Origin of the sequence: Luteimicrobium subarcticum, from assembly GCF_002798015.1 — a bacterium.
Taxonomy (GTDB): Bacteria; Actinomycetota; Actinomycetes; order Actinomycetales; family Cellulomonadaceae; genus Luteimicrobium; species Luteimicrobium subarcticum.
In genome coordinates, this window is record NZ_PGTZ01000007.1 from 446,442 (window position 1) to 464,063 (window position 17,622).

Genomic DNA, 17,622 nt, shown 5'->3' on the forward strand with positions numbered 1-17,622 from the left:
GCCGCGGCCGCTGCCCGGCGTCGCGTCGGGCCGCACCCTCGTCATGGGGGTCGTGAACGTGACGCCCGACTCGTTCTCCGACGGCGGCCAGTGGTTCGAGCCCGACGCGGCCGTCGCGCACGGCCTCCAGCTGCTCGCCGACGGCGCGGACCTGCTCGACGTCGGCGGTGAGTCCACCCGTCCGGGCGCGGCGCGCGTCTCCACCGAGGACGAGCTCGCTCGCGTGCTCCCCGTCGTGTCGGCCCTCGCGGCGCGCGGTGCTGTCGTGAGCGTCGACACGACGCGCGCGGTCGTGGCCGAGCGGGCCGTCGCCGCGGGCGCACGCGTCGTCAACGACGTCTCCGGCGGCCTGGCCGACCCCGACATGGCCCGCGTGGTCGCCGACGCGGGCGTCGTGTACGTCGCGATGCACTGGCGTGGCCACGCGACCGAGATGGACGCGCTCGCCGCGTACACCGACGTGGTGCGCGACGTCCGCGACGAGCTCGCCGCGCGGCTCGACGCCCTGGTGGCCGCCGGCGTCGCGCTGGAGCAGGTCGTCCTCGACCCCGGGCTCGGGTTCGCGAAGCCCGGCGCGGACAACTGGCCCCTGCTCGCCCACCTGGACGTCCTGGGAGCGCTGGGCCGCCCGGTGCTCGTCGGCGCGAGCCGCAAGCGCTTCCTCGGGCACCTGCTGGCCGGGCCGTCCGGGGAGCCGGTGCCACCGCTCGCCCGTGACGCCGCGACCGCGGCCGTCACGACGCTGTGCGCGGCCGCGGGGGCCTGGTGCGTGCGGGTGCACGACGTGCGGTCGTCCGCCGACGCCGTGCGCGTGGTCGCGCGCTGGGACGAGGACGTGAGAGGGTCCCGTACGGGTCGGCGTGAGCCGCTCCCCGGGGGACCGCAGGACGACCAACCCACCGACGGCTCCGTGTCGGTGGCAGAGGGGAGACGACCGTGACCGTGCACCAGGTGATCGGCGCCGACGGTGAGCCGCTGGACCAGATCCGACTCGTCGGGCTGCGCGCCACCGGCTACCACGGCGTGCTGGCCCACGAACGCGTCGAGGGGCAGGAGTTCGTCGCGGACGTCGTCCTGCACCTCGACACGCGTCAGGCCGCGGCCGGCGACGACCTCGAGGCCACCGTGGACTACGGCGTGCTCGCCGAGCAGGTCGTCGCGGTGCTCGAGGGCGACCCCGCGGACCTCGTCGAGACCGTGGCCGAGCGGGTCGCCGCGGTGGCCCTCGCGGCCCCGACGGCGTTCGCGGTCGACGTCACGCTCCACAAGCCGCAGGCGCCGGTGACCGTGCCGTTCGACGACGTCCAGGTCAGCGTGCACCGCAGCCGGACGCGTCCGCCCGTCCTCGAGCTGGTGCCGCCCGTCCCCGCTCAGCACGAGGACGTGCCGGGCGCCGCCGCTGCGATGCTCCCTGACCCCGCGGGGTCGCCGGACACCCCGTCGGCGGGCACTCCGTCGGTGGACACCCCGTCGGCGGGCACTCCGTCGGTGGGTACCCCGGCGACGGGTACCACCTCGACCGAGGTCGCCTCAGCCGATCCCGGGGTGACGGACACCGCCGAGGCGTCCCCGGCGCACGTGCCGGCCGACGTGGCCGTCGTGGGTGTCGCCGGCCTCGCGGCGGGCGGCGCAGCCGTGGACGCCGAGCACCCCGCGGACCGCCCGGCCACCGCCCAGGACGAGCTCTCGGACGACGAGCCGACCCAGATGTGGTCCGCCGCCGACTACGAGGAGCACGTCGGCGCGCCGCCGGCCCCGGCCCGCGAGCTCGACCGGATGGACGAGGAGCCCGAGGAGCCCGTCGAGGTCGTCCTCGCCCTCGGCGCGAACGTCGGCGACACCCAGCAGACGCTGCGGGACGCCATCACGGCGCTCGACTCGATCGACGGTCTGCACGTCGTCGACGTGTCGCCCCTCGCGCGGACGGCGCCGGTCGGCGGCGTCGACCAGGACGACTTCCTCAACGCGGTGGTCGTCGCCTCGACCACGATGTCCGCACGCGAGCTGCTGCACACGTGCCACGACGTCGAGCACAGCTTCGGACGCGTGCGCGAGGAGCGGTGGGGCCCGCGGACCCTCGACGTCGACATCGTCGTGTACGGCACGCTCACGGACGTCGCGACCGACCTCGAGCTGCCGCACCCGCGGGCGCACGAGCGGGCGTTCGTGCTCGAGCCCTGGTCGCAGGTGCAGCCCGACGCGGTCCTCCCGGGCCTCGGCGGCGGGCCGGTCGCGCAGCTCGCGGCGACGGCGCCCGACCGCACGGGCATCCGCTGGCTCGCGCTCGACTGGCTGGGCACCGAGGAGCCGTCCGCCGACAGCGCGTCCCCCGACGGCCCGTCACCGGACGAGGACGTCGCCTACGCCTACGACGACCTCGTCGCGCAGGATCCCGAGCCGTCCGGGGAGCCCGGCGGCCTCGCCGTGCCGTCCGTCGCGCCGGCCGCGGCCGACGATCCGTCGGCGCCGGAGGTCGCGTACCCCGAGGACGGGTCCAGCACCGCGCAGGGTGCTCCCGATCCCGCGGACGACGTGGACGCGGTGCCGCAGCACGGCGCGGACACGGGCGACGAGCCCGGCCGACCGCACACGCCGGGCGTCCCGCCGGCGCCCCCGGCTTCCGAGGCGGCGCCTCAGGCCCAGGGTGGCGTGAGCCCGCAGGGGTTCGAGCAGGACCGCCACGTCCTCGCCGCCGAGCCGTCGTTCGCCGAGCTGCTGGGTGCCCCCGAGGCCCCGTCGCGTCCTGCGTTCGCGCCCGTCGACCCGCTGCAGCACCACCAGCAGCAGGTGTCGCGGCGCTCCCTGTTCGCGCCGACGACGAGCGCGACCCCCGTCGCGCCCGCACCCGCACAGCCGTCCGCCGTCGCCCGGCCGCCCGTCCCTGCGGCGCCGGGCGCCGAGCGTCGGCAGGTGCCCGAGGAGCACTCCGCGCCGCCGGTCGCGCTCCCGCCGGTCGCGCTCCCGCCCGTGTCGTTCCCGCCCACCGCCCTGGCGCAGCCGCCGCAGGCCGGTGAGCCCGTCCAGATCGTCGGGGTGCCGGTCGAGTGGCGCCGCACGCCCGTCGCGGACGAGCACGGTGAGGGGGCGCCCGGAGCATGAGGCGCACGTCGGTCGGGGTCCTCGTGGTGCTGGCCGTCGTGGCCGCCCTCGTGGGCTGGGTCGTGGTCGGGGCGCTCGAGTCCCGGGGGACGTTCCTGCCCCGGGTGCCCTGGGTCGTCGACGTCGCGATCGTCCTCCTGGCCGGCGCGGTGTTCTGGGCCGGCTGGGGTGTACGGGCCTACCAGAAGGGGGACCGTCCTCGGCTCGACGGCATCCGCGCCGCCCGCACGTTCGTGCTGGGCAAGGCAGCGGCCGTCACCGGGTCCGTCCTCGTCGGGTGGTACCTCGGCCAGGTGCTCCCGGCGCTCGGAGACCTCGACGTCGAGGCACGCCGCGAGAAGGCGATCGCGGCCGGCGTCGCAGCCCTCGCCGCTCTCGTGCTCGCCGTCGCCGGACACGTCGTGGAGCGCTTCTGCGAGCTTCCGCCCACGGACGGTGACGAGCGGGGCGGCGGCGGTGCGAGGATGAGCGCATGACCGACCGAGGGGGTGCCCGACAGGGCTCCGACGTGTTCGCTCCGCCCGGTGTGGAGTGGTCGCGGGTCTCCGACCGGTTGATCGTCGCCCGCTACGTCACCGCGGGCGTCCCGCTCGCGCTCCTCGTGGTCGTGGGCGTCGTCGTGGGTGTCCTCACGGGCTCGGCCTGGGCCTGGGCCGCGACCGCTGTCGTCGTGCTCGTCGCCGTCTGGGTCGCGTGGCTCGTGCCCCGTCAGGTCCGTGCGGTCGGGTACGCGGAGCGTGACGACGACCTGCTCATCCGGCACGGGATCCTGGTGCGCCGGCTCGTCGTCGTGCCCTACGGCCGGATGCAGTACCTCGACGTGCAGCGCGGACCGCTCCTGCGGGCCCTCGGGCTCGCGTCGCTCCAGCTCCACACGGCGTCTCCCGGCACGGACGCATCGATCGACGGGCTCACGGCGGACGTCGCCGAAGGCCTCCGGGACCACCTCGCCGCCCGCGGCGAGGCGCGGCTCGCGGGCCTGTGACCGCGTCGTCCGGCGACGCCGCGGCCGACGAAGCCCTGGCGGGGGGCGCGACCGGGTTCGACTGGCGTCGCGTGCACCCCGTCACCCCGCTCGTGCGCGGGTGGGTCGTCGTCGTGGTCGTCGTCCTGGGGTTCGGCCGACAGGTCCTCGAGCAGGGTGCCGAGGAGCGCGACGCCGCGGTGAACCACCTCGGCTGGGTGGGGCTCGGCCTGCTCGCCCTCGCGGTCGTCGTGGTCGGACTGAGCTGGCTGTCGTGGCGGTTCACGGCCTTCGCGCTGACGGACGACGCCGTGCACGTGCGCCGCGGCGTGATCTGGCGCCAGCACCGCAAGGCGCGCCTGGACCGGGTGCAGGCCATCGACGTCGAGCAGCCGTTCGTTGCGCGGCTCGTCGGTCTGGCCGAGCTGAAGATCGAGGTCGCGGGCGGGTCCGGTTCCGCGGTCACCATCGCGTACCTGCGCGAGGCGGACGCCCGCCTGCTGCGCGCCGAGGTGCTGGCGCGTGCCGCGGGCGTCGACGCCACCGTGGTCGCGGCCCCCCGCGTCGACGGCGCTGCCGCCCCCGTCGGCCCGGTCCCGGTCCGGTCCGACGGTCCGGCCCCGTCCGACGCCCCGGCCGCGGTGGTGCCCGGTCTGCTGCGGGTCCCCGCCCTCGAGGCACCCGAGCAGGAGGTCTACGAGGTCCCCTCGGGACGGCTCGTCGGGTCGACGCTGCTCACGGGGGAGGCGATCGCGCTCCTCGTGGTCCTCCTCGGGGTCGTCGGGCTGGGCGTCGCGACGCACTCCCTCGCGGCGGCGTTCACGATGATCTGGGTGGTCGTCGGCCTCGGGTCCGCGGTGTTCAACCGGTTCAACCGCGGCTTCGCGTTCCGTGCGGCGACGTCGCCCGACGGCATCCGGCTCGAGCACGGGCTCACCGAGTCGCGCGCCCAGACGATCCCGCCGGGCCGCGTCCAGGCCGTCGAGCTCCACCAGCCGCTCCTGTGGCGCCGCAACGACTGGTGGGTCGTCCGGGTGAACGTGGCCGGGTACGGGAACAGCGCGGAGTCGAAGCCGTCGTCCACGGTGCTGCACCCCGTCGCGACACGTCACGAGGCGTTCACCGCCGTGTGGCTCGTGCTGCCGGACCTCGGCACCCCCGACCCGGTCGGCGTGCTGTCCGAGGGCCTCGGCGGGACCGGCCCCTCGGACGTGTACACGGCCGCGCCGCGGCGCGCCCGCTGGCTCGACCCCGTCGCGTGGCGCAGGACGGCGTTCACCGTGACGCACCGGGCGCTGGTCGCGCGCACCGGCCGGCTGCACCGGCGGCTCGTCCTCGTCCCGCACGGCCGCACCCAGTCCCTCGGGCTGCGGCAGGGTCCGGTCGGCCGACGGCTCGGGATCGCGACGTTCGTCGTGCACTCGACGCCCGGACCCGTCAGCCCCCAGATCCCGCACCTCGACGGGTCGGTGGCGCGCCGCCTCCTCGACGAGCAGGTCGTGCGCGCCCGCGAGGCCCGCGCGCACGACGTGCCCGAGCGGTGGATGCGCCCGGAGACGGCCCCGTGAGCGGCGCGCGCGGCGCGGCCCGGCTCGGCGTCGGGGTCGTCGGCGCGGGACGTGTCGGCGCGGTGCTCGGGTCGGCGTTGCGGGCCGTGGGCCACGCCGTCGTCGGCGCGTCCGGCGTCTCCGCGGAGAGCCGTGAGCGGATCGACGCGCTCCTGCCGGGTGTGCCCGTCCTGGACGTGCCCGAGGTGGTGCGCCGCGCCGAGCTGGTGCTCCTCACCGTGCCCGACGACGAGCTCGCGGGGGTCGTCGAGGGCCTCGCCCGGCTCGGGGCGTGGCAGAGCGGCCAGCTCGCCGTGCACACGTCCGGCCGCTACGGCGTGCGGGTGCTCGAGCCGGCCCGCGCCGGCGGCGCGATCCCGCTCGCCGTGCACCCCGCGATGACGTTCACCGGGACGTCGCTCGACCTCGCCCGGCTCGAGGGCGCGACCTTCGCCGTGACGGCAGCGGCCCCCGTCCTGCCCATCGCGCAGGCGCTCGTCGTCGAGCTCGGCGGCGAGCCCGCCGTCGTCGCCGAGGACGACCGGGCGCTCTACCACGCGGCGCTCGCGCACGGCTCGAACCATCTCGTCACGCTCGTCGCCCAGGCGGCGCAGGCGCTCGCTGCGGCCGGGCTCGAGCATCCCGGGCGCGCGCTCGGACCCCTGCTCGGCGCGGCGCTCGACGGTGCGCTCCGCTGGGCCGACGTCGGGCCTGAGCCGGGCGACCCGGCCGCCGGGCCCGGCACCCCCGCGCGGGGGGCGTCGGCCGTGGGCGCGCTGACCGGGCCGGTCGTGCGCGGTGACGTCGGCACGGTCCGTGCGCACCTCGACGCGCTGCGCGGGCTGGGCGCCGACCCCGCCGCGCACGACGTCGTGCCCACCTACACGGCCCTCGTGCGTGCCACCGCCGCCCGCGCCGTGGCGGCCGGGCGACTCCCCGCGGCCCGCGCCGCGGAGGTGCTCGACGCGCTCGACGACGCAGGGAAACCCGACCCGGAACAGGACGAGACATGACCGAACCCTTGCTCGTGACCACCCGTGAGGCCCTCGCGGACGCGCTCGCGGGCCGTCCGGACGCCGCCGACGCGACCGCCGGGGGGCGCCGCGCCGTCGTCATGACGATGGGCGCGCTCCACGACGGGCACCTCACCCTCGTGCGCCGGGCCCGCGAGCTCGTGGGCGGCGACGGCACCGTCGTCGTCACGATCTTCGTCAACCCGCTGCAGTTCGGTGCGGGCGAGGACCTCGACGCCTACCCGCGCGACCTCGACGGCGACCTCGCGAAGGTCGCGTCCGTGGGGGCCGACGTCGTGTTCGCCCCCACGCCCGACGTCGTCTACCCGGACGGTGGTGCGCTCGTGCGCGTCTCCGCGGGCCCGCTCGGCAGCGTCCTCGAGGGCGCGTCGCGGCCCGGGCACTTCGACGGCATGCTCACCGTCGTGCTCAAGCTCATGCACCTCGTCGCGCCCGACGTCGCGCTCTTCGGCGAGAAGGACGCCCAGCAGCTCCTGCTGGTCCGGCGCATGGTCGTCGACCTGGACGTCCCGGTCGACGTCGTCGGGGTGCCGATCGTGCGGGAGCCCGACGGCCTCGCCATGTCGTCCCGCAACGCCTACCTGTCGTCCGAGGAACGTGGCCGGGCGCTCGCGCTGAGCCGGGCGCTCGCCGCCGGTGTCGCGGCCGCGGACGCCGGCGGCTCGGCCCAGGACGTCGTCGGTGCGGCGGCCGAGACCCTGAACGCCGCCGACGGCGTCGTCGTCGACTACCTCGCGCTCGTCGACCCGGATACCGTGGAGGACCTGCAAGAGGTGGCGGGAGCGGGAAGCCCTGCCGCCGGCCCGGCGTTGCTCCTGGTGGCGGCCCGCGTCGGCACGACCCGTCTGATCGACAACCGGACGGTCGTGCTGGCCGGCTGAGCCGCCCGGGCCGACCCGCCCCGCACCAGGGCCACCGATCGACTGGAAGGCATCACTCGTGACACCCCGACGCCCGCACGCGCGCGCGACCTCCCTGCGCCGCCCGATGATGATCTCGAAGATCCACCGGGCCACCGTCACGCAGGCGGACCTGCACTACGTGGGTTCGCTCACGGTCGACGCCGAGCTGCTGGACGCCGCCGACCTCCTCCCGGGGCAGCAGGTCGACGTCGTCGACGTCACCAACGGGTCCCGGCTCACGACCTACGTCATCCCGGGGGAGCGGGGCAGCGGCGAGATGTGCATCAACGGCGCCGCCGCGCACCACATCACCCCCGGCGACGTCGTCATCGTCATCGCGTACGGCACCCTCGCGGACGACGAGGCCCGCACCTTCGTGCCCAACGTCGTCTTCGTCGACGACCGGAACGGCATCGTCGACATCGGTGACGACCCCGGACAGGTGCCCGGCGGGTACGGGCTGGAGGCGAGCGGCGTCCCGTTCGAGGACGTGCAGGGCTACGGGGTCCGCGGCCCGCTCGGGACGCTCCCGTTCGGGTCGCCCGCCGACGACGTGCTGGTCCCGTAGTGGCGGAGACCGTCGTGCCGCCCGCGGGGGCGGCGGGACGTCCGCGCCCCGCGTCCGGCGCGTCCGACAGCCGGGGCCCGGTGCCCGACGGCCCCTATGACGGGCCCGGCCGCGTGCCGGCGCGGATCCGGCGCCGCCTGCGTGCCGACGAGCCCGGGTGGACGACGTCCGCGGACGTCGTCGTGGTGGGCTCGGGGATCGCCGGGCTCACGGCGGCGCTCGAGCTGCGCGAACGCGTCGAGCGGGTGCTCCTCGTCACGAAGGGGGCGTTGTCGTCCGGGTCGACGGTGTGGGCGCAGGGCGGCATCGCCGCGGCCCTCGACCCCGACGACTCGCCCGAGGCACACCTCGAGGACACCCTCGTCGCCGGCGTCGGGCTGTGCGACCGGCGCGCCGTCGAGGTCCTCGTCACCGAGGGTCCGGAGCGCGTCCGCGAGCTCGTGGCGCGCGGCGCCGTGTTCGACACCGACGGGTCGGGTGGCATCGCCCTGACCCGCGAGGGCGGCCACCACGCCGACCGGATCGCGCACGCGGGCGGTGACGCGACCGGCGCCGAGATCTCGCGGGCGCTCGTCGCGCAGCTCGAGGCGGTCCGCAACGACCCGGGCATCGAGGTCGTGGAGAACGCGCTCGTCGTCGACGTGCTCACCGGGACGCCGGGCGCGCCCGGTGCGTCAGGGTCCGCCGACGGGCCGGACGGCTCGGTCGGTGGGGTGCCCGGCCCGGCGCCGGCGTGCGGCGTCACGCTGCACGTCCGCGGCGAGGGGTCGCGCGACGGGATCGGCGCCGTCCTCGCGAAGGCGGTCGTCCTCGCGACCGGCGGCATCGGGCAGGTGTTCCGGTCGTCGACCAACCCGCAGGCCGCGACCGGTGACGGGATCGCCGCCGCGCTGCGCGCGGGCGCGACCGTCGGCGACCTCGAGTTCGTGCAGTTCCACCCCACGGTCCTGTGGCTCGGGTCGGCCGTGAAGGGCCAGCTCCCGCTCATCTCGGAGGCAGTCCGTGGCGAGGGCGCGCTGCTCGTCGACACCAACGGCGTGCGGTTCATGCCCGACGTGCACCCCATGGCCGAGCTCGCGCCGCGCGACGTCGTGGCGCACGCGATCGTCCGGCAGATGGCCGCGACGGGGTCCGACCACGTCCTGCTCGACGCACGGCACCTCGGCCGCGCGTTCCTCGCGCGGCGCTTCCCGACGATCACCGCGCGGCTCGCCGGGCTCGGCATCGACTGGAGCGAGGAGCCCGTGCCCGTCGCTCCCGCGCAGCACTACCACTCGGGCGGTGTCGTGACCGACCTCGACGGCCGGACCGACGTCCCCGGGCTGTCCGCCTGCGGCGAGGTCGCCTGCACGGGCGTGCACGGCGCGAACCGCCTCGCGTCGAACTCGCTGCTCGAAGGGCTCGTGTTCGCCGTCCGGGCCGCACGCGACGTCGCGGAACGCATCGCGTCCGGCGAGCTCGTCCAGCACGAGCCCGTCGAACGGTCCGGGCCGGCCGGGCTGGTGCCCGCGGCGGCACGCTCACGCGTCCAGGCGATCGCGTCCGCGGGGCCGGGCGTCATGAGGGACGCGCGCGGCCTGCTCGGGGCCCGGAACCATCTCGCTGCGCTGCTCGACGCGGCCGAGGGCGGCGACGCCGCGGGGGCCGTCGTCGTCCCGCAGCTCGCCGAGTGGGAGACCACGAACGTCCACCAGGTGGCGTCCGCGCTGACGGAGGCCGCGCTGGCGCGCGCGGAGAGCCGTGGCGGGCACTTCCGGACGGACCACCCGTCCCGGGACGACGGATGGCGGCGTCGGGTGCTGGTCCGGGTGGACGACGACGGCACGCTGCGCGTCACGACGTCCCCCCTCCCCACCTGACCCTTTGCCCGTCTGACCCCTCCCCGCCTGACCCCGCCCCCGGCGCCCGTCTACCGGCGCGCCGTCGCCTACGCAAGGTCGCTTCGCGTGCGGAAGAGCGCACGCGAAGCGCCGTTGCGCACGCGAAGCGCGTCCGCCCGGCCCGGCGCTGCCCGTTCGCGGACGACAGTGGCGCGCGGTGCGGAGCCGTGGACGCCGGCAGGACGCGCTCCCCGACCGGCCCAGGTCGACGGGGGGCGTGCAGCGCACAACACCCCGGCGTGCGAGGTCCTTCGCGTCCGTTTCGGCGGTTCGCGTGCGCCGCATCGGACGCGAAGCGACCTTGCGTAGGCGACGGACGGCCTGGTGCGGGCGGATACGGTGTCCGCGTGACCTCCCCGGCTCCCGCTCCCGTGCCCTCGCCCGCTCCGTCCACCTCGCCCGCTCCGTCCACCTCGCCCCTGTCGCCCAGCCCGCCGACGTCGCCCGCGTTCGACGACCGGCTCGACACCGCGTGGTTGGCGGGAGTCGTCCGGACCGCCCTCGACGAGGACCTCGGCCCCGAGCCCGGACGTGACGTCACGACGCAGGCCACGATCGCCGCGGACGCGGAGGGCTGCGCCGACCTGGTGGCCCGGGCGGACGGTGTGGTCGCGGGCCTCGTGGCGGTGGACGAGGTGCTGGCGCAGGTCGCGGCGCGACTCGGCGCGCCGACGCCGACGGTGGTGTTCGTGGCGCGCGACGGCGACGCGGTCCGCGCGGGCGACGTCCTCGCGACGTTGTCGGGCCGCACGCAGGTGCTGCTGGTGGCGGAGCGCACGATGCTGAACCTGGCGAGCCGGGCGAGCGGCGTGGCGACGCACACCCGCCGGTGGGCGGATGCGCTCGCAGGGACGCGCGCCCTGGTGCTGGACACGCGCAAGACGACGCCGGGCCTGCGGGCGCTGGAGAAGTACGCGGTGCGCGCAGGGGGTGGCACCAACAAGCGCATGGGCTTGTACGACGTCGCGATGGTCAAGGACAACCACGTCGTGGCGGCGGGCTCGGTCGGCGCGGCCGTGGAGGCCGTGCGGGAGCGGTTCCCGGAGGTCGCGATCCAGGTGGAGGCCGACACGACGGAGCAGGCGCTCGAGGCGATCGACGCGGGTGCCGACTTCCTGCTGCTGGACAACATGCCGACACCGGTGCTCGCCGCGACGGTGGCCGCGGTGCGCGCGCGGACCACGGACGTCCCCGACGCCCCGGGGTACGTCGAGCTGGAGGCGACGGGCAACCTGACGCTCGACCGGGCGGCGGAGGTCGCGGCGACGGGGGTGGACCACCTGTCCGTGGGTGGTCTGACGCACTCGTCGCCGATCCTCGACCTGGCGCTCGACCTGCGGTAGCCGGGTGCGGACGGCGCGCCCAGGCCCCCACCGGGACGGCCCGTAGAATCGTCGGGTGACCACCACCCCTGACAGCGGTTCTCCCGCGCCCGACACGAGTCCCGCCACGAGTCCCGTCGCGACACCCGCCGAGGCGTCGGACGTGGTTGTCGACGACCTTCCGGAGCAGCTCCGGATCCGGCGCGAGAAGCGGGACCGGATCCTCGCGTCGGGTGGCGAGGCGTACCCGGTGACGGTGGGGCGCACGCACGAGATCGCGGACGTCGTGGCCCAGCACGCGGGTCTCGAGGCGGGCGAGGAGACGGCTGACGTCGTGGGCGTCGCGGGCCGTGTCGTGTTCCTGCGCAACACGGGCAAGCTGTGCTTCGTGACGCTGCAGGACGGCGCCGGCACGCGCCTCCAGGTGATGCTGAGCCAGGGGGAGGTCGGCCCGGAGTCGCTCGCGGCGTTCAAGTCGGACGTCGACCTGGGCGACCACCTGTTCGCGCACGGCCGGGTGATCTCGTCGCGCCGCGGCGAGCTGTCGGTGTTCGCGGACGCGTGGCAGATCGCGGCGAAGTCGCTGCGCCCCCTTCCGGTGCTGCACAAGGACCTTTCCGAGGAGTCGCGGGTTAGGCAGCGCTACGTGGACCTCATTGCGCGTCCGGCGGCGCGCGACATGGTGCGTTTCCGTGCCGCGGTGGTGCGTTCCTTGCGGGAGAACTTCCATGGTCGCCGTTATCTCGAGGTCGAGACGCCGATGCTCCAGACGATCGCGTCGGGTGCGGCGGCGCGTCCTTTCGAGACGCACATGAATGCGTACGACATCGACCTCTACCTGCGTATCGCCCCGGAGATCTTCTTGAAGAAGGCGGTCGTGGGTGGCGTCGAGCGGGTGTTCGAGATCAACCGCAACTTCCGGAACGAGGGCGCGGACTCCACGCACTCGCCGGAGTTCGCGATGCTGGAGGCGTACGAGGCCTACGGCGACTACGACACGATGGCGGCGCTGACCCAGGACCTCGTGCAGCGGGCGGCGCTCGACGCGCTGGGCACGACGACGGTGACCCTCCCCGACGGCAGCGAGTACGAGCTGGGCGGCGAGTGGACGACGATCACGATGTACGGGTCGCTGTCGGAGGCGCTGGGCGAGGAGATCACGCCGGAGACGTCGGTGGCGCACCTGCTGGCGGTCGCGGACCGTCTGGAGGTGTCGTACGACGCGAAGCGTGCGAGCCACGGCAAGCTCGTGGAGGAGATCTGGGAGCACCTGGTGGGCGACCACCTGTGGGCGCCGACGTTCGTTCGCGACTTCCCGGTCGAGACGTCCCCGTTGACGCGTGACCACCGCAGCATCGCGGGCGTGGTCGAGAAGTGGGACCTGTACGTGCGTGGTTTCGAGCTGGCGACGGCGTACTCGGAGCTCGTGGACCCGGTGGTCCAGCGGGAGCGTTTCGAGGCGCAGGCCGTGCTCGCGGCGGCGGGCGACGACGAGGCGATGCGTCTCGACGAGGACTTCCTCACGGCGATGGAGCACGCGATGCCGCCGTCGGGCGGTATGGGCATGGGCGTCGACCGCCTGCTCATGGCGCTCACGGGTCAGGGTATCCGCGAGACCATCCTTTTCCCGCTCGTGAAGCCGCAGCAGTAGGAGCAGCACGCAGATGGTCGGATTTCTCGAGGCCGTGATCCCGTCGATCGCGGTGGGACTGTTGTTCTACTTCGTGATGCGCAAGATCGTGCGCGCGGACCGGAACGAGCGGAACGCGATGGCGGCACTGGACGAGCAGGCGGCGCGGCGCGCGGCAGAAATGCAGTCCGCCGAGCGCGGCGCGAGGGACGACGCAAGCCCGTCCGGCGAATAGTTTCGGCGTGCCGTCTTTGACGCGCATTACCTGCGCGTGAGAACCTGGAAATCGTCCAGCAATTCAGTGGTGTGACGACTTCCCAGGAATCGAGGCTCAACGTGGTCCAGAAGGTCCAGGTCCTCCTTGTCGACGATCTCGACGGTGGTGCGGCGGACGAGACCGTGACGTTCGCGCTCGACGGCGTCTCCTACGAGATCGACCTCAACGCGAAGCACGCGTCGGAGCTCCGCGAGGCGTTCGCCACGTGGATCGGGCACGGTCGCAAGGTGGGTGGCCGTGCGTCGGCTGCGCGTCCGGCGGCGCGTCGTGCCCGTGGTGGTGCGAGCGACGCGACGAAGATCCGCGAGTGGGCGCGCGAGAACGGGATCACCGTCTCGGAGCGCGGCCGCATCCCGGCGGACGTCAAGGCGAAGTACGAGGCGGCGCACTGACCGTCGTCCCGCATCGCTCGTGCTGCGGGCCCGTCACCGTCCGGTGACGGGCCCGTAGTCTTGCCGCATGACTCCCAGCTCTTCTGCGGGCGACGTCGCGCCCGCGCACGACCCGTCCCACGCCGCGGTGGACGCGGTCGCACCGGCACCCTCGACCCGCCGCCTGTGGGTGGGTACGTACCCCGCCGACGACGACGCCCCCGGCGCGGGGGAGGGCGTGTGGAGCGTCGAGCTGGACCTGGCGTCGGGCGGTTTCGGGGCGGCGCAGCAGGTGGTCCGGGTGACGTCGCCGTCGTTCGTGGCGCTCACGTCCGACGAGCGGACGCTGTACGCGGTCACGGAGACGGCGGACGGAGCGGTGTCGGCGTTCCGCAGCAGCCCCGGGTCGGACGACCTGGCGCTGACGGCGGCGGTGCCGACGCACGGCGACTTCCCCTGCCACGTAGTGGCCGAGGGCGACACGCTGTGGGTCGCGAACTACGGCACGGGCGGCTTCGCGACGGTCCCGCTCGCGGCGGACGGGTCGTTCGCGGGCGACGGCGGGGTGCACGCGGGCGAGGGCACGGGCCCGGTGACGGACCGTCAGGAGGGCCCGCACGCGCACTACGCGGTCGCGGGCCCGGACGGTGCCGCGTGGGTCGTCGACCTGGGCGCGGACCGGGTGCGCCGGTACGTCCCGACGGGCGACGGTGCGGTGCGTGCGGCCGGCACGGTCGTGACGCTGCCGGCGGGCGCGGGTCCGCGGCACCTCGTGGTCGCCCCGGAGCGCACGCCGGGCGCCGGCTTCGCGTTCGTGGTCGGCGAGCTGGACGACCAGGTGCACGTCCTCGAGACCGGCACGGACGCCGACGGGCACGCGGATGCGACGTGGCGGTCCGCGGTGCCGGCGCACACGACGGCGGCTCCCGCCGAGGTCCGCGCGTTCCCGTCGCACGTCGCCCTGAGCCCGGACGGCGCCCGCCTGTACCTCACGGTGCGTGGCCCGGACGTGCTCGCGACGTTCGACGTGGTCCGGGACGCGGACGGCGTCCGTCTGGTGCATCGTGCGGACACGCCGCTCGTCGGGGTGTGGCCGCGGCACTTCGCGGTGCTGGACACGCCCGACGGCGACGTCGTGGTGGTCGCCGGACAGACGTCGTCGACGCTGGAGGCGCTGCGTGTGGACGCGGCGTCGGGTCGGGCCGAGGTCGTGGCGTCGCTCACGCTGCCGCGTCCCGCGTGCGTCGTCGAGCGGCGGATACTGGAGGGGTGACCTTCCCCGACCGTCCGCTGCGCGTCGCCATGCTCAGCGTGCACACCTCGCCGCTCGAGCAGCCGGGCACCGGCGACGCAGGCGGCATGAACGTCTACGTCACCGAGCTGTCGAAGGCGCTGGCACGTGGGGGCGTGCAGGTCGAGATCTTCACGCGGCGCACGTCGGGCGTGCAGCCGGACGTCGTGCAGGTCGCCGACGGGGTCGCGGTGCGGCACGTCACCGCGGGCCCGTTCGAAGGGCTCGACAAGACGGACCTGCCCGGCCAGCTCTGCGCGTTCACCGCGGGGGTGCTGCGGGCCGAGGCCGCCCGCGAGCCGGGCTGGTACGACGTCGTCCACGCGCACTACTGGCTCTCGGCGCAGGCCGGCTGGCTCGCGGCGGACCGCTGGGACGTGCCGCTCGTCGTGACGATGCACACGCTCGCGAAGGTCAAGAACGCCGCGCTCGCGGACGGCGACGCGCCGGAGCCGGCGGGCCGGACGATCGGCGAGAGCCAGGTGGTCGAGATCGCGGACGCCCTCGTCGCGAACACGGCGGACGAGGCGCGCGAGCTCGTGGGCCTGTACGGCGCCGACCCGGACCGGGTGCACGTGGTGGAGCCGGGCGTCGACCTCGAGGCGTTCCGTCCGCCGGCGCCGCTGGGCGTCGAGGAGGCCGCTGGCGACGTCGAGCCCGGCACGGACGAGGACCGTCGTGCGCGGCGGCGCGCGCTCGGGCTGCCGGGCGACCGGTCGCTGGTGCTGTTCGCGGGCCGCGTCCAGCCGCACAAGGCGCCCGACGTGCTGGTCCGGGCGCTCGGCGCCCTGCACCGGGCCGGGGCCCCTGTCCCGACGCTGCTGGTCCTGGGCGGCGCGAGCGGGCGCCGCACCGCGGTGCGCGAGCTGCTGGCGCTCGCGCACCAGGAGGGTGTGGCCGAGCACGTCGTGGTGCGTGACCCGGTGCCGCCGGCGCGTCTCGCGGAGTTCCTGCACGCCGCGGACCTCGTGGCCGTGCCGTCGTACAGCGAGTCGTTCGGGCTGGTCGCCGCGGAGGCGCAGGCGGCCGGGACGCCCGTGGTCGCGGCGGCTGTCGGGGGCCTGCGGACCGTCGTCGACGACGGCGTCACGGGTGTCCTCGTGCCGGACCACGACCCGGGGACGTGGGCGTGGACGTTCGAGACCCTGCTTGCCGACCCCGGCCGGCGCGCCGAGCTGCGCGCGGCGGCGCTCGCGTCGAGCACGCGGTTCGGCTGGGACCGCGCGGCCAAGGAGCTGCTCGGGGTCTACGAGCAGGCCGCCCGGGCCCGCGCGGCCCGCTGACGGGTCGTCAGGCGCGCTCGAGCACGAAGACGGGGATCTCCCGGTCGGTCCGCTCCTGGTAGTCCGCGTAGTCGGGGTACGCGTCGACGGACCGCGCCCACCAGGTGTCCCGCTCCGCGCCGGACAGCTCACGGGCCGTGTAGTCGTGCCGCTCGGGGCCGTCCTGCAGCTCGACGTGCGGGTCGGCGGCGATCGAGTGGTACCAGACGGGGTGCTTCGGCGCGCCGCCCTTGGACGCGACGATCGCGTAGTCGCCGTCGTGCTCGACGCGCATCAGCGCGATCTTGCGGACGTCGCCGCTGGTGCGGCCGCGGTAGGTCACGACGACGACGGGCATGCCGCGCATCGTCGTCCCCTCGGTCCCTCCGGACGACTCGATGAGGGCGACCTGGTCGCGCGTGCGGGCGTCAGGGCTGGGGACGTACGTTCCGGTGACTGGCATGTCGGGGCAACGCCACGCGCCCCCGGCATCTTCCCCGCGTCCTGCCTGCGCGGTCCCTGTGGCCTCGGGCGGAGGGCGGACGCCGGAGGGTCGGATGGCGGACCGGCCCCGCCGCGCGCGGTCGGGTGCGGCAGGATAGGACCATGACATACACCCTTGTCCTGCTCCGCCACGGCGAGAGCGAGTGGAACGCCAAGAACTTGTTCACCGGTTGGGTGGACGTCGCCCTCTCGGAGAAGGGCACCGCGGAGGCCGAGCGTGGCGGCACCCTGCTGACCGACGCGGGCGTCCTGCCGGACGTCGTGCACACGTCGCTCCTGCGTCGCGCCATCACGACCGCGAACCTCGCCCTCAACGCCGCGGACCGCCACTGGATCCCGGTGAAGCGCTCCTGGCGCCTCAACGAGCGCCACTACGGTGCGCTCCAGGGCAAGGACAAGAAGCAGACGCTCGCCGAGTTCGGCGAGGAGCAGTTCATGCTCTGGCGTCGCTCGTACGACACCCCGCCGCCCGCGATCGAGCCCGGCTCGGAGTTCTCGCAGGACGCCGACCCGCGCTACGCGGACGCGCCCGAGGTGCTGACCGAGTGCCTCAAGGACGTCCTCGAGCGGGCGCTGCCCTACTTCGACGGCGAGATCGTCCCCGACCTCAAGGCCGGCAAGACGGTCCTGGTCGCGGCGCACGGCAACTCGCTGCGCGCGCTGGTCAAGCACCTCGACGGCATCTCCGACGACGACATCGCGGGCCTCAACATCCCCACGGGCATCCCGCTGCTCTACGAGCTGGACGAGGACCTCAAGCCCGTCACGCCGGGCGGCCGCTACCTCGACCCCGAGGCCGCGAAGGACGCCATCGCGGCGGTCGCGAACCAGGGCCGTTGAGCCCCCGCTGCTGAGCCGCCGGTGAGGGGCGGCACGTCCTCCGCTCGGTCGTCCCGGCAGCCTCGTTCCTCGTGCCTGCCAGACCCACCACGACTGTCGCGGAGCACGTGCCGCCCCTCGCCTCTGTCCGG

General features: G+C 75.1%; 17 protein-coding genes. 16 read left to right on the forward strand and 1 reads right to left on the reverse strand.

Annotation, left to right across the window (positions count from 1 at the left end):
- The first annotated feature begins 43 nt into the window (after positions 1 to 43).
- The 15 genes from folP to mshA all read left to right on the forward strand — a co-directional run bounded on the left by folP (position 44) and on the right by mshA (position 16,168).
- Entirely contained in the window at positions 44 to 940 is an 897-nt protein-coding gene (gene folP, locus CLV34_RS07070; RefSeq protein ID WP_100349890.1) for a dihydropteroate synthase, read from the forward strand.
- A complete protein-coding gene (gene folK, locus CLV34_RS07075; protein WP_100349557.1) occupies positions 937 to 3,099 on the forward strand; it encodes a 2-amino-4-hydroxy-6-hydroxymethyldihydropteridine diphosphokinase in 2,163 nt (720 codons plus the stop codon). Before folP ends, folK begins: the two co-directional genes overlap by 4 nt.
- Positions 3,096 to 3,575, forward strand: a complete 480-nt coding sequence (locus CLV34_RS07080) for a DUF3180 domain-containing protein (protein ID WP_100349558.1) — start codon at positions 3,096 to 3,098, stop codon at positions 3,573 to 3,575. Before folK ends, CLV34_RS07080 begins: the two co-directional genes overlap by 4 nt.
- A complete protein-coding gene (locus CLV34_RS07085) occupies positions 3,572 to 4,084 on the forward strand; it encodes a PH domain-containing protein (RefSeq protein ID WP_100349559.1) in 513 nt (170 codons plus the stop codon). The genes CLV34_RS07080 and CLV34_RS07085 overlap by 4 nt, the downstream gene beginning before the upstream one ends.
- Positions 4,081 to 5,631, forward strand: coding sequence for a PH domain-containing protein (locus CLV34_RS07090; protein WP_245859073.1), 1,551 nt, complete (start codon positions 4,081 to 4,083; stop codon positions 5,629 to 5,631). The genes CLV34_RS07085 and CLV34_RS07090 overlap by 4 nt, the downstream gene beginning before the upstream one ends.
- Entirely contained in the window at positions 5,628 to 6,623 is a 996-nt protein-coding gene (locus CLV34_RS07095) for a Rossmann-like and DUF2520 domain-containing protein (RefSeq protein WP_100349891.1), read from the forward strand. Before CLV34_RS07090 ends, CLV34_RS07095 begins: the two co-directional genes overlap by 4 nt.
- Positions 6,620 to 7,525 carry a pantoate--beta-alanine ligase gene (gene panC, locus CLV34_RS07100; protein WP_100349560.1) on the forward strand — a complete coding sequence of 302 codons (906 nt, stop codon included), beginning with the start codon at positions 6,620 to 6,622 and terminating at the stop codon, positions 7,523 to 7,525. The genes CLV34_RS07095 and panC overlap by 4 nt, the downstream gene beginning before the upstream one ends.
- A 106-nt stretch (positions 7,526 to 7,631) precedes the next feature.
- A complete protein-coding gene (panD, locus tag CLV34_RS07105; protein WP_100349561.1) occupies positions 7,632 to 8,114 on the forward strand; it encodes an aspartate 1-decarboxylase in 483 nt (160 codons plus the stop codon).
- 80 nt (positions 8,115 to 8,194) lie between these two features.
- Entirely contained in the window at positions 8,195 to 9,973 is a 1,779-nt protein-coding gene (locus tag CLV34_RS07110; protein ID WP_100349893.1) for an L-aspartate oxidase, read from the forward strand.
- A gap of 497 nt (positions 9,974 to 10,470) precedes the next feature.
- Positions 10,471 to 11,337: a carboxylating nicotinate-nucleotide diphosphorylase gene (gene nadC, locus CLV34_RS07115; RefSeq protein WP_245859118.1), complete on the forward strand. Its 867-nt coding sequence runs from the start codon at positions 10,471 to 10,473 to the stop codon at positions 11,335 to 11,337.
- A gap of 142 nt (positions 11,338 to 11,479) precedes the next feature.
- Complete coding sequence (lysS, locus tag CLV34_RS07120) at positions 11,480 to 12,967, forward strand: lysine--tRNA ligase (RefSeq protein WP_211289394.1); 1,488 nt, start codon at positions 11,480 to 11,482, stop codon at positions 12,965 to 12,967.
- Positions 12,968 to 12,980: 13 nt separating this feature from the next.
- Positions 12,981 to 13,181 carry a hypothetical protein gene (locus tag CLV34_RS07125; RefSeq protein WP_100349563.1) on the forward strand — a complete coding sequence of 67 codons (201 nt, stop codon included), beginning with the start codon at positions 12,981 to 12,983 and terminating at the stop codon, positions 13,179 to 13,181.
- A 101-nt stretch (positions 13,182 to 13,282) separates the two neighbouring features.
- Positions 13,283 to 13,615, forward strand: a complete 333-nt coding sequence (locus tag CLV34_RS07130; protein WP_100349564.1) for a histone-like nucleoid-structuring protein Lsr2 — start codon at positions 13,283 to 13,285, stop codon at positions 13,613 to 13,615.
- A 67-nt stretch (positions 13,616 to 13,682) separates the two neighbouring features.
- Positions 13,683 to 14,867 carry a lactonase family protein gene (locus CLV34_RS07135; RefSeq protein ID WP_100349565.1) on the forward strand — a complete coding sequence of 395 codons (1,185 nt, stop codon included), beginning with the start codon at positions 13,683 to 13,685 and terminating at the stop codon, positions 14,865 to 14,867.
- Positions 14,868 to 14,896: 29 nt separating this feature from the next.
- On the forward strand, positions 14,897 to 16,168 hold the full coding sequence (gene mshA / locus CLV34_RS07140; RefSeq protein ID WP_100349895.1) for a D-inositol-3-phosphate glycosyltransferase: 1,272 nt from the start codon (positions 14,897 to 14,899) through the stop codon (positions 16,166 to 16,168).
- Positions 16,169 to 16,175: 7 nt separating this feature from the next.
- On the opposite strand, the gene CLV34_RS07145 is transcribed toward mshA, so the two are convergent.
- Complete coding sequence (locus CLV34_RS07145) at positions 16,176 to 16,610, reverse strand: nitroreductase family deazaflavin-dependent oxidoreductase (protein ID WP_100349566.1); 435 nt, start codon at positions 16,608 to 16,610, stop codon at positions 16,176 to 16,178.
- A gap of 143 nt (positions 16,611 to 16,753) precedes the next feature.
- Here CLV34_RS07145 and CLV34_RS07150 point away from each other — a divergent pair, with 143 nt between their 5' ends.
- Positions 16,754 to 17,491 carry a phosphoglyceromutase gene (locus CLV34_RS07150; protein WP_100349567.1) on the forward strand — a complete coding sequence of 246 codons (738 nt, stop codon included), beginning with the start codon at positions 16,754 to 16,756 and terminating at the stop codon, positions 17,489 to 17,491.
- The last annotated feature ends 131 nt before the right edge of the window (positions 17,492 to 17,622 follow it).

Bases quoted from the DNA above. Each gene is read 5' to 3' on its own strand.
- CLV34_RS07135 (WP_100349565.1), top strand. From the start codon at position 13,683: ATGACTCCCAGCTCTTCTGCGGGCGACGTCGCGCCCGCGCACGACCCG.
- mshA (WP_100349895.1), top strand. From the start codon at position 14,897: ATGCTCAGCGTGCACACCTCGCCGCTCGAGCAGCCGGGCACCGGCGAC.
- CLV34_RS07085 (WP_100349559.1), top strand. From the start codon at position 3,572: ATGACCGACCGAGGGGGTGCCCGACAGGGCTCCGACGTGTTCGCTCCG.
- CLV34_RS07080 (WP_100349558.1), top strand. From the start codon at position 3,096: ATGAGGCGCACGTCGGTCGGGGTCCTCGTGGTGCTGGCCGTCGTGGCC.
- folP (WP_100349890.1), top strand. From the start codon at position 44: ATGGGGGTCGTGAACGTGACGCCCGACTCGTTCTCCGACGGCGGCCAG.
- CLV34_RS07145 (WP_100349566.1), bottom strand. From the start codon at position 16,610: ATGCCAGTCACCGGAACGTACGTCCCCAGCCCTGACGCCCGCACGCGC.
- CLV34_RS07150 (WP_100349567.1), top strand. From the start codon at position 16,754: ATGACATACACCCTTGTCCTGCTCCGCCACGGCGAGAGCGAGTGGAAC.
- panD (WP_100349561.1), top strand. From the start codon at position 7,632: ATGATGATCTCGAAGATCCACCGGGCCACCGTCACGCAGGCGGACCTG.
- CLV34_RS07125 (WP_100349563.1), top strand. From the start codon at position 12,981: ATGGTCGGATTTCTCGAGGCCGTGATCCCGTCGATCGCGGTGGGACTG.
- panC (WP_100349560.1), top strand. From the start codon at position 6,620: ATGACCGAACCCTTGCTCGTGACCACCCGTGAGGCCCTCGCGGACGCG.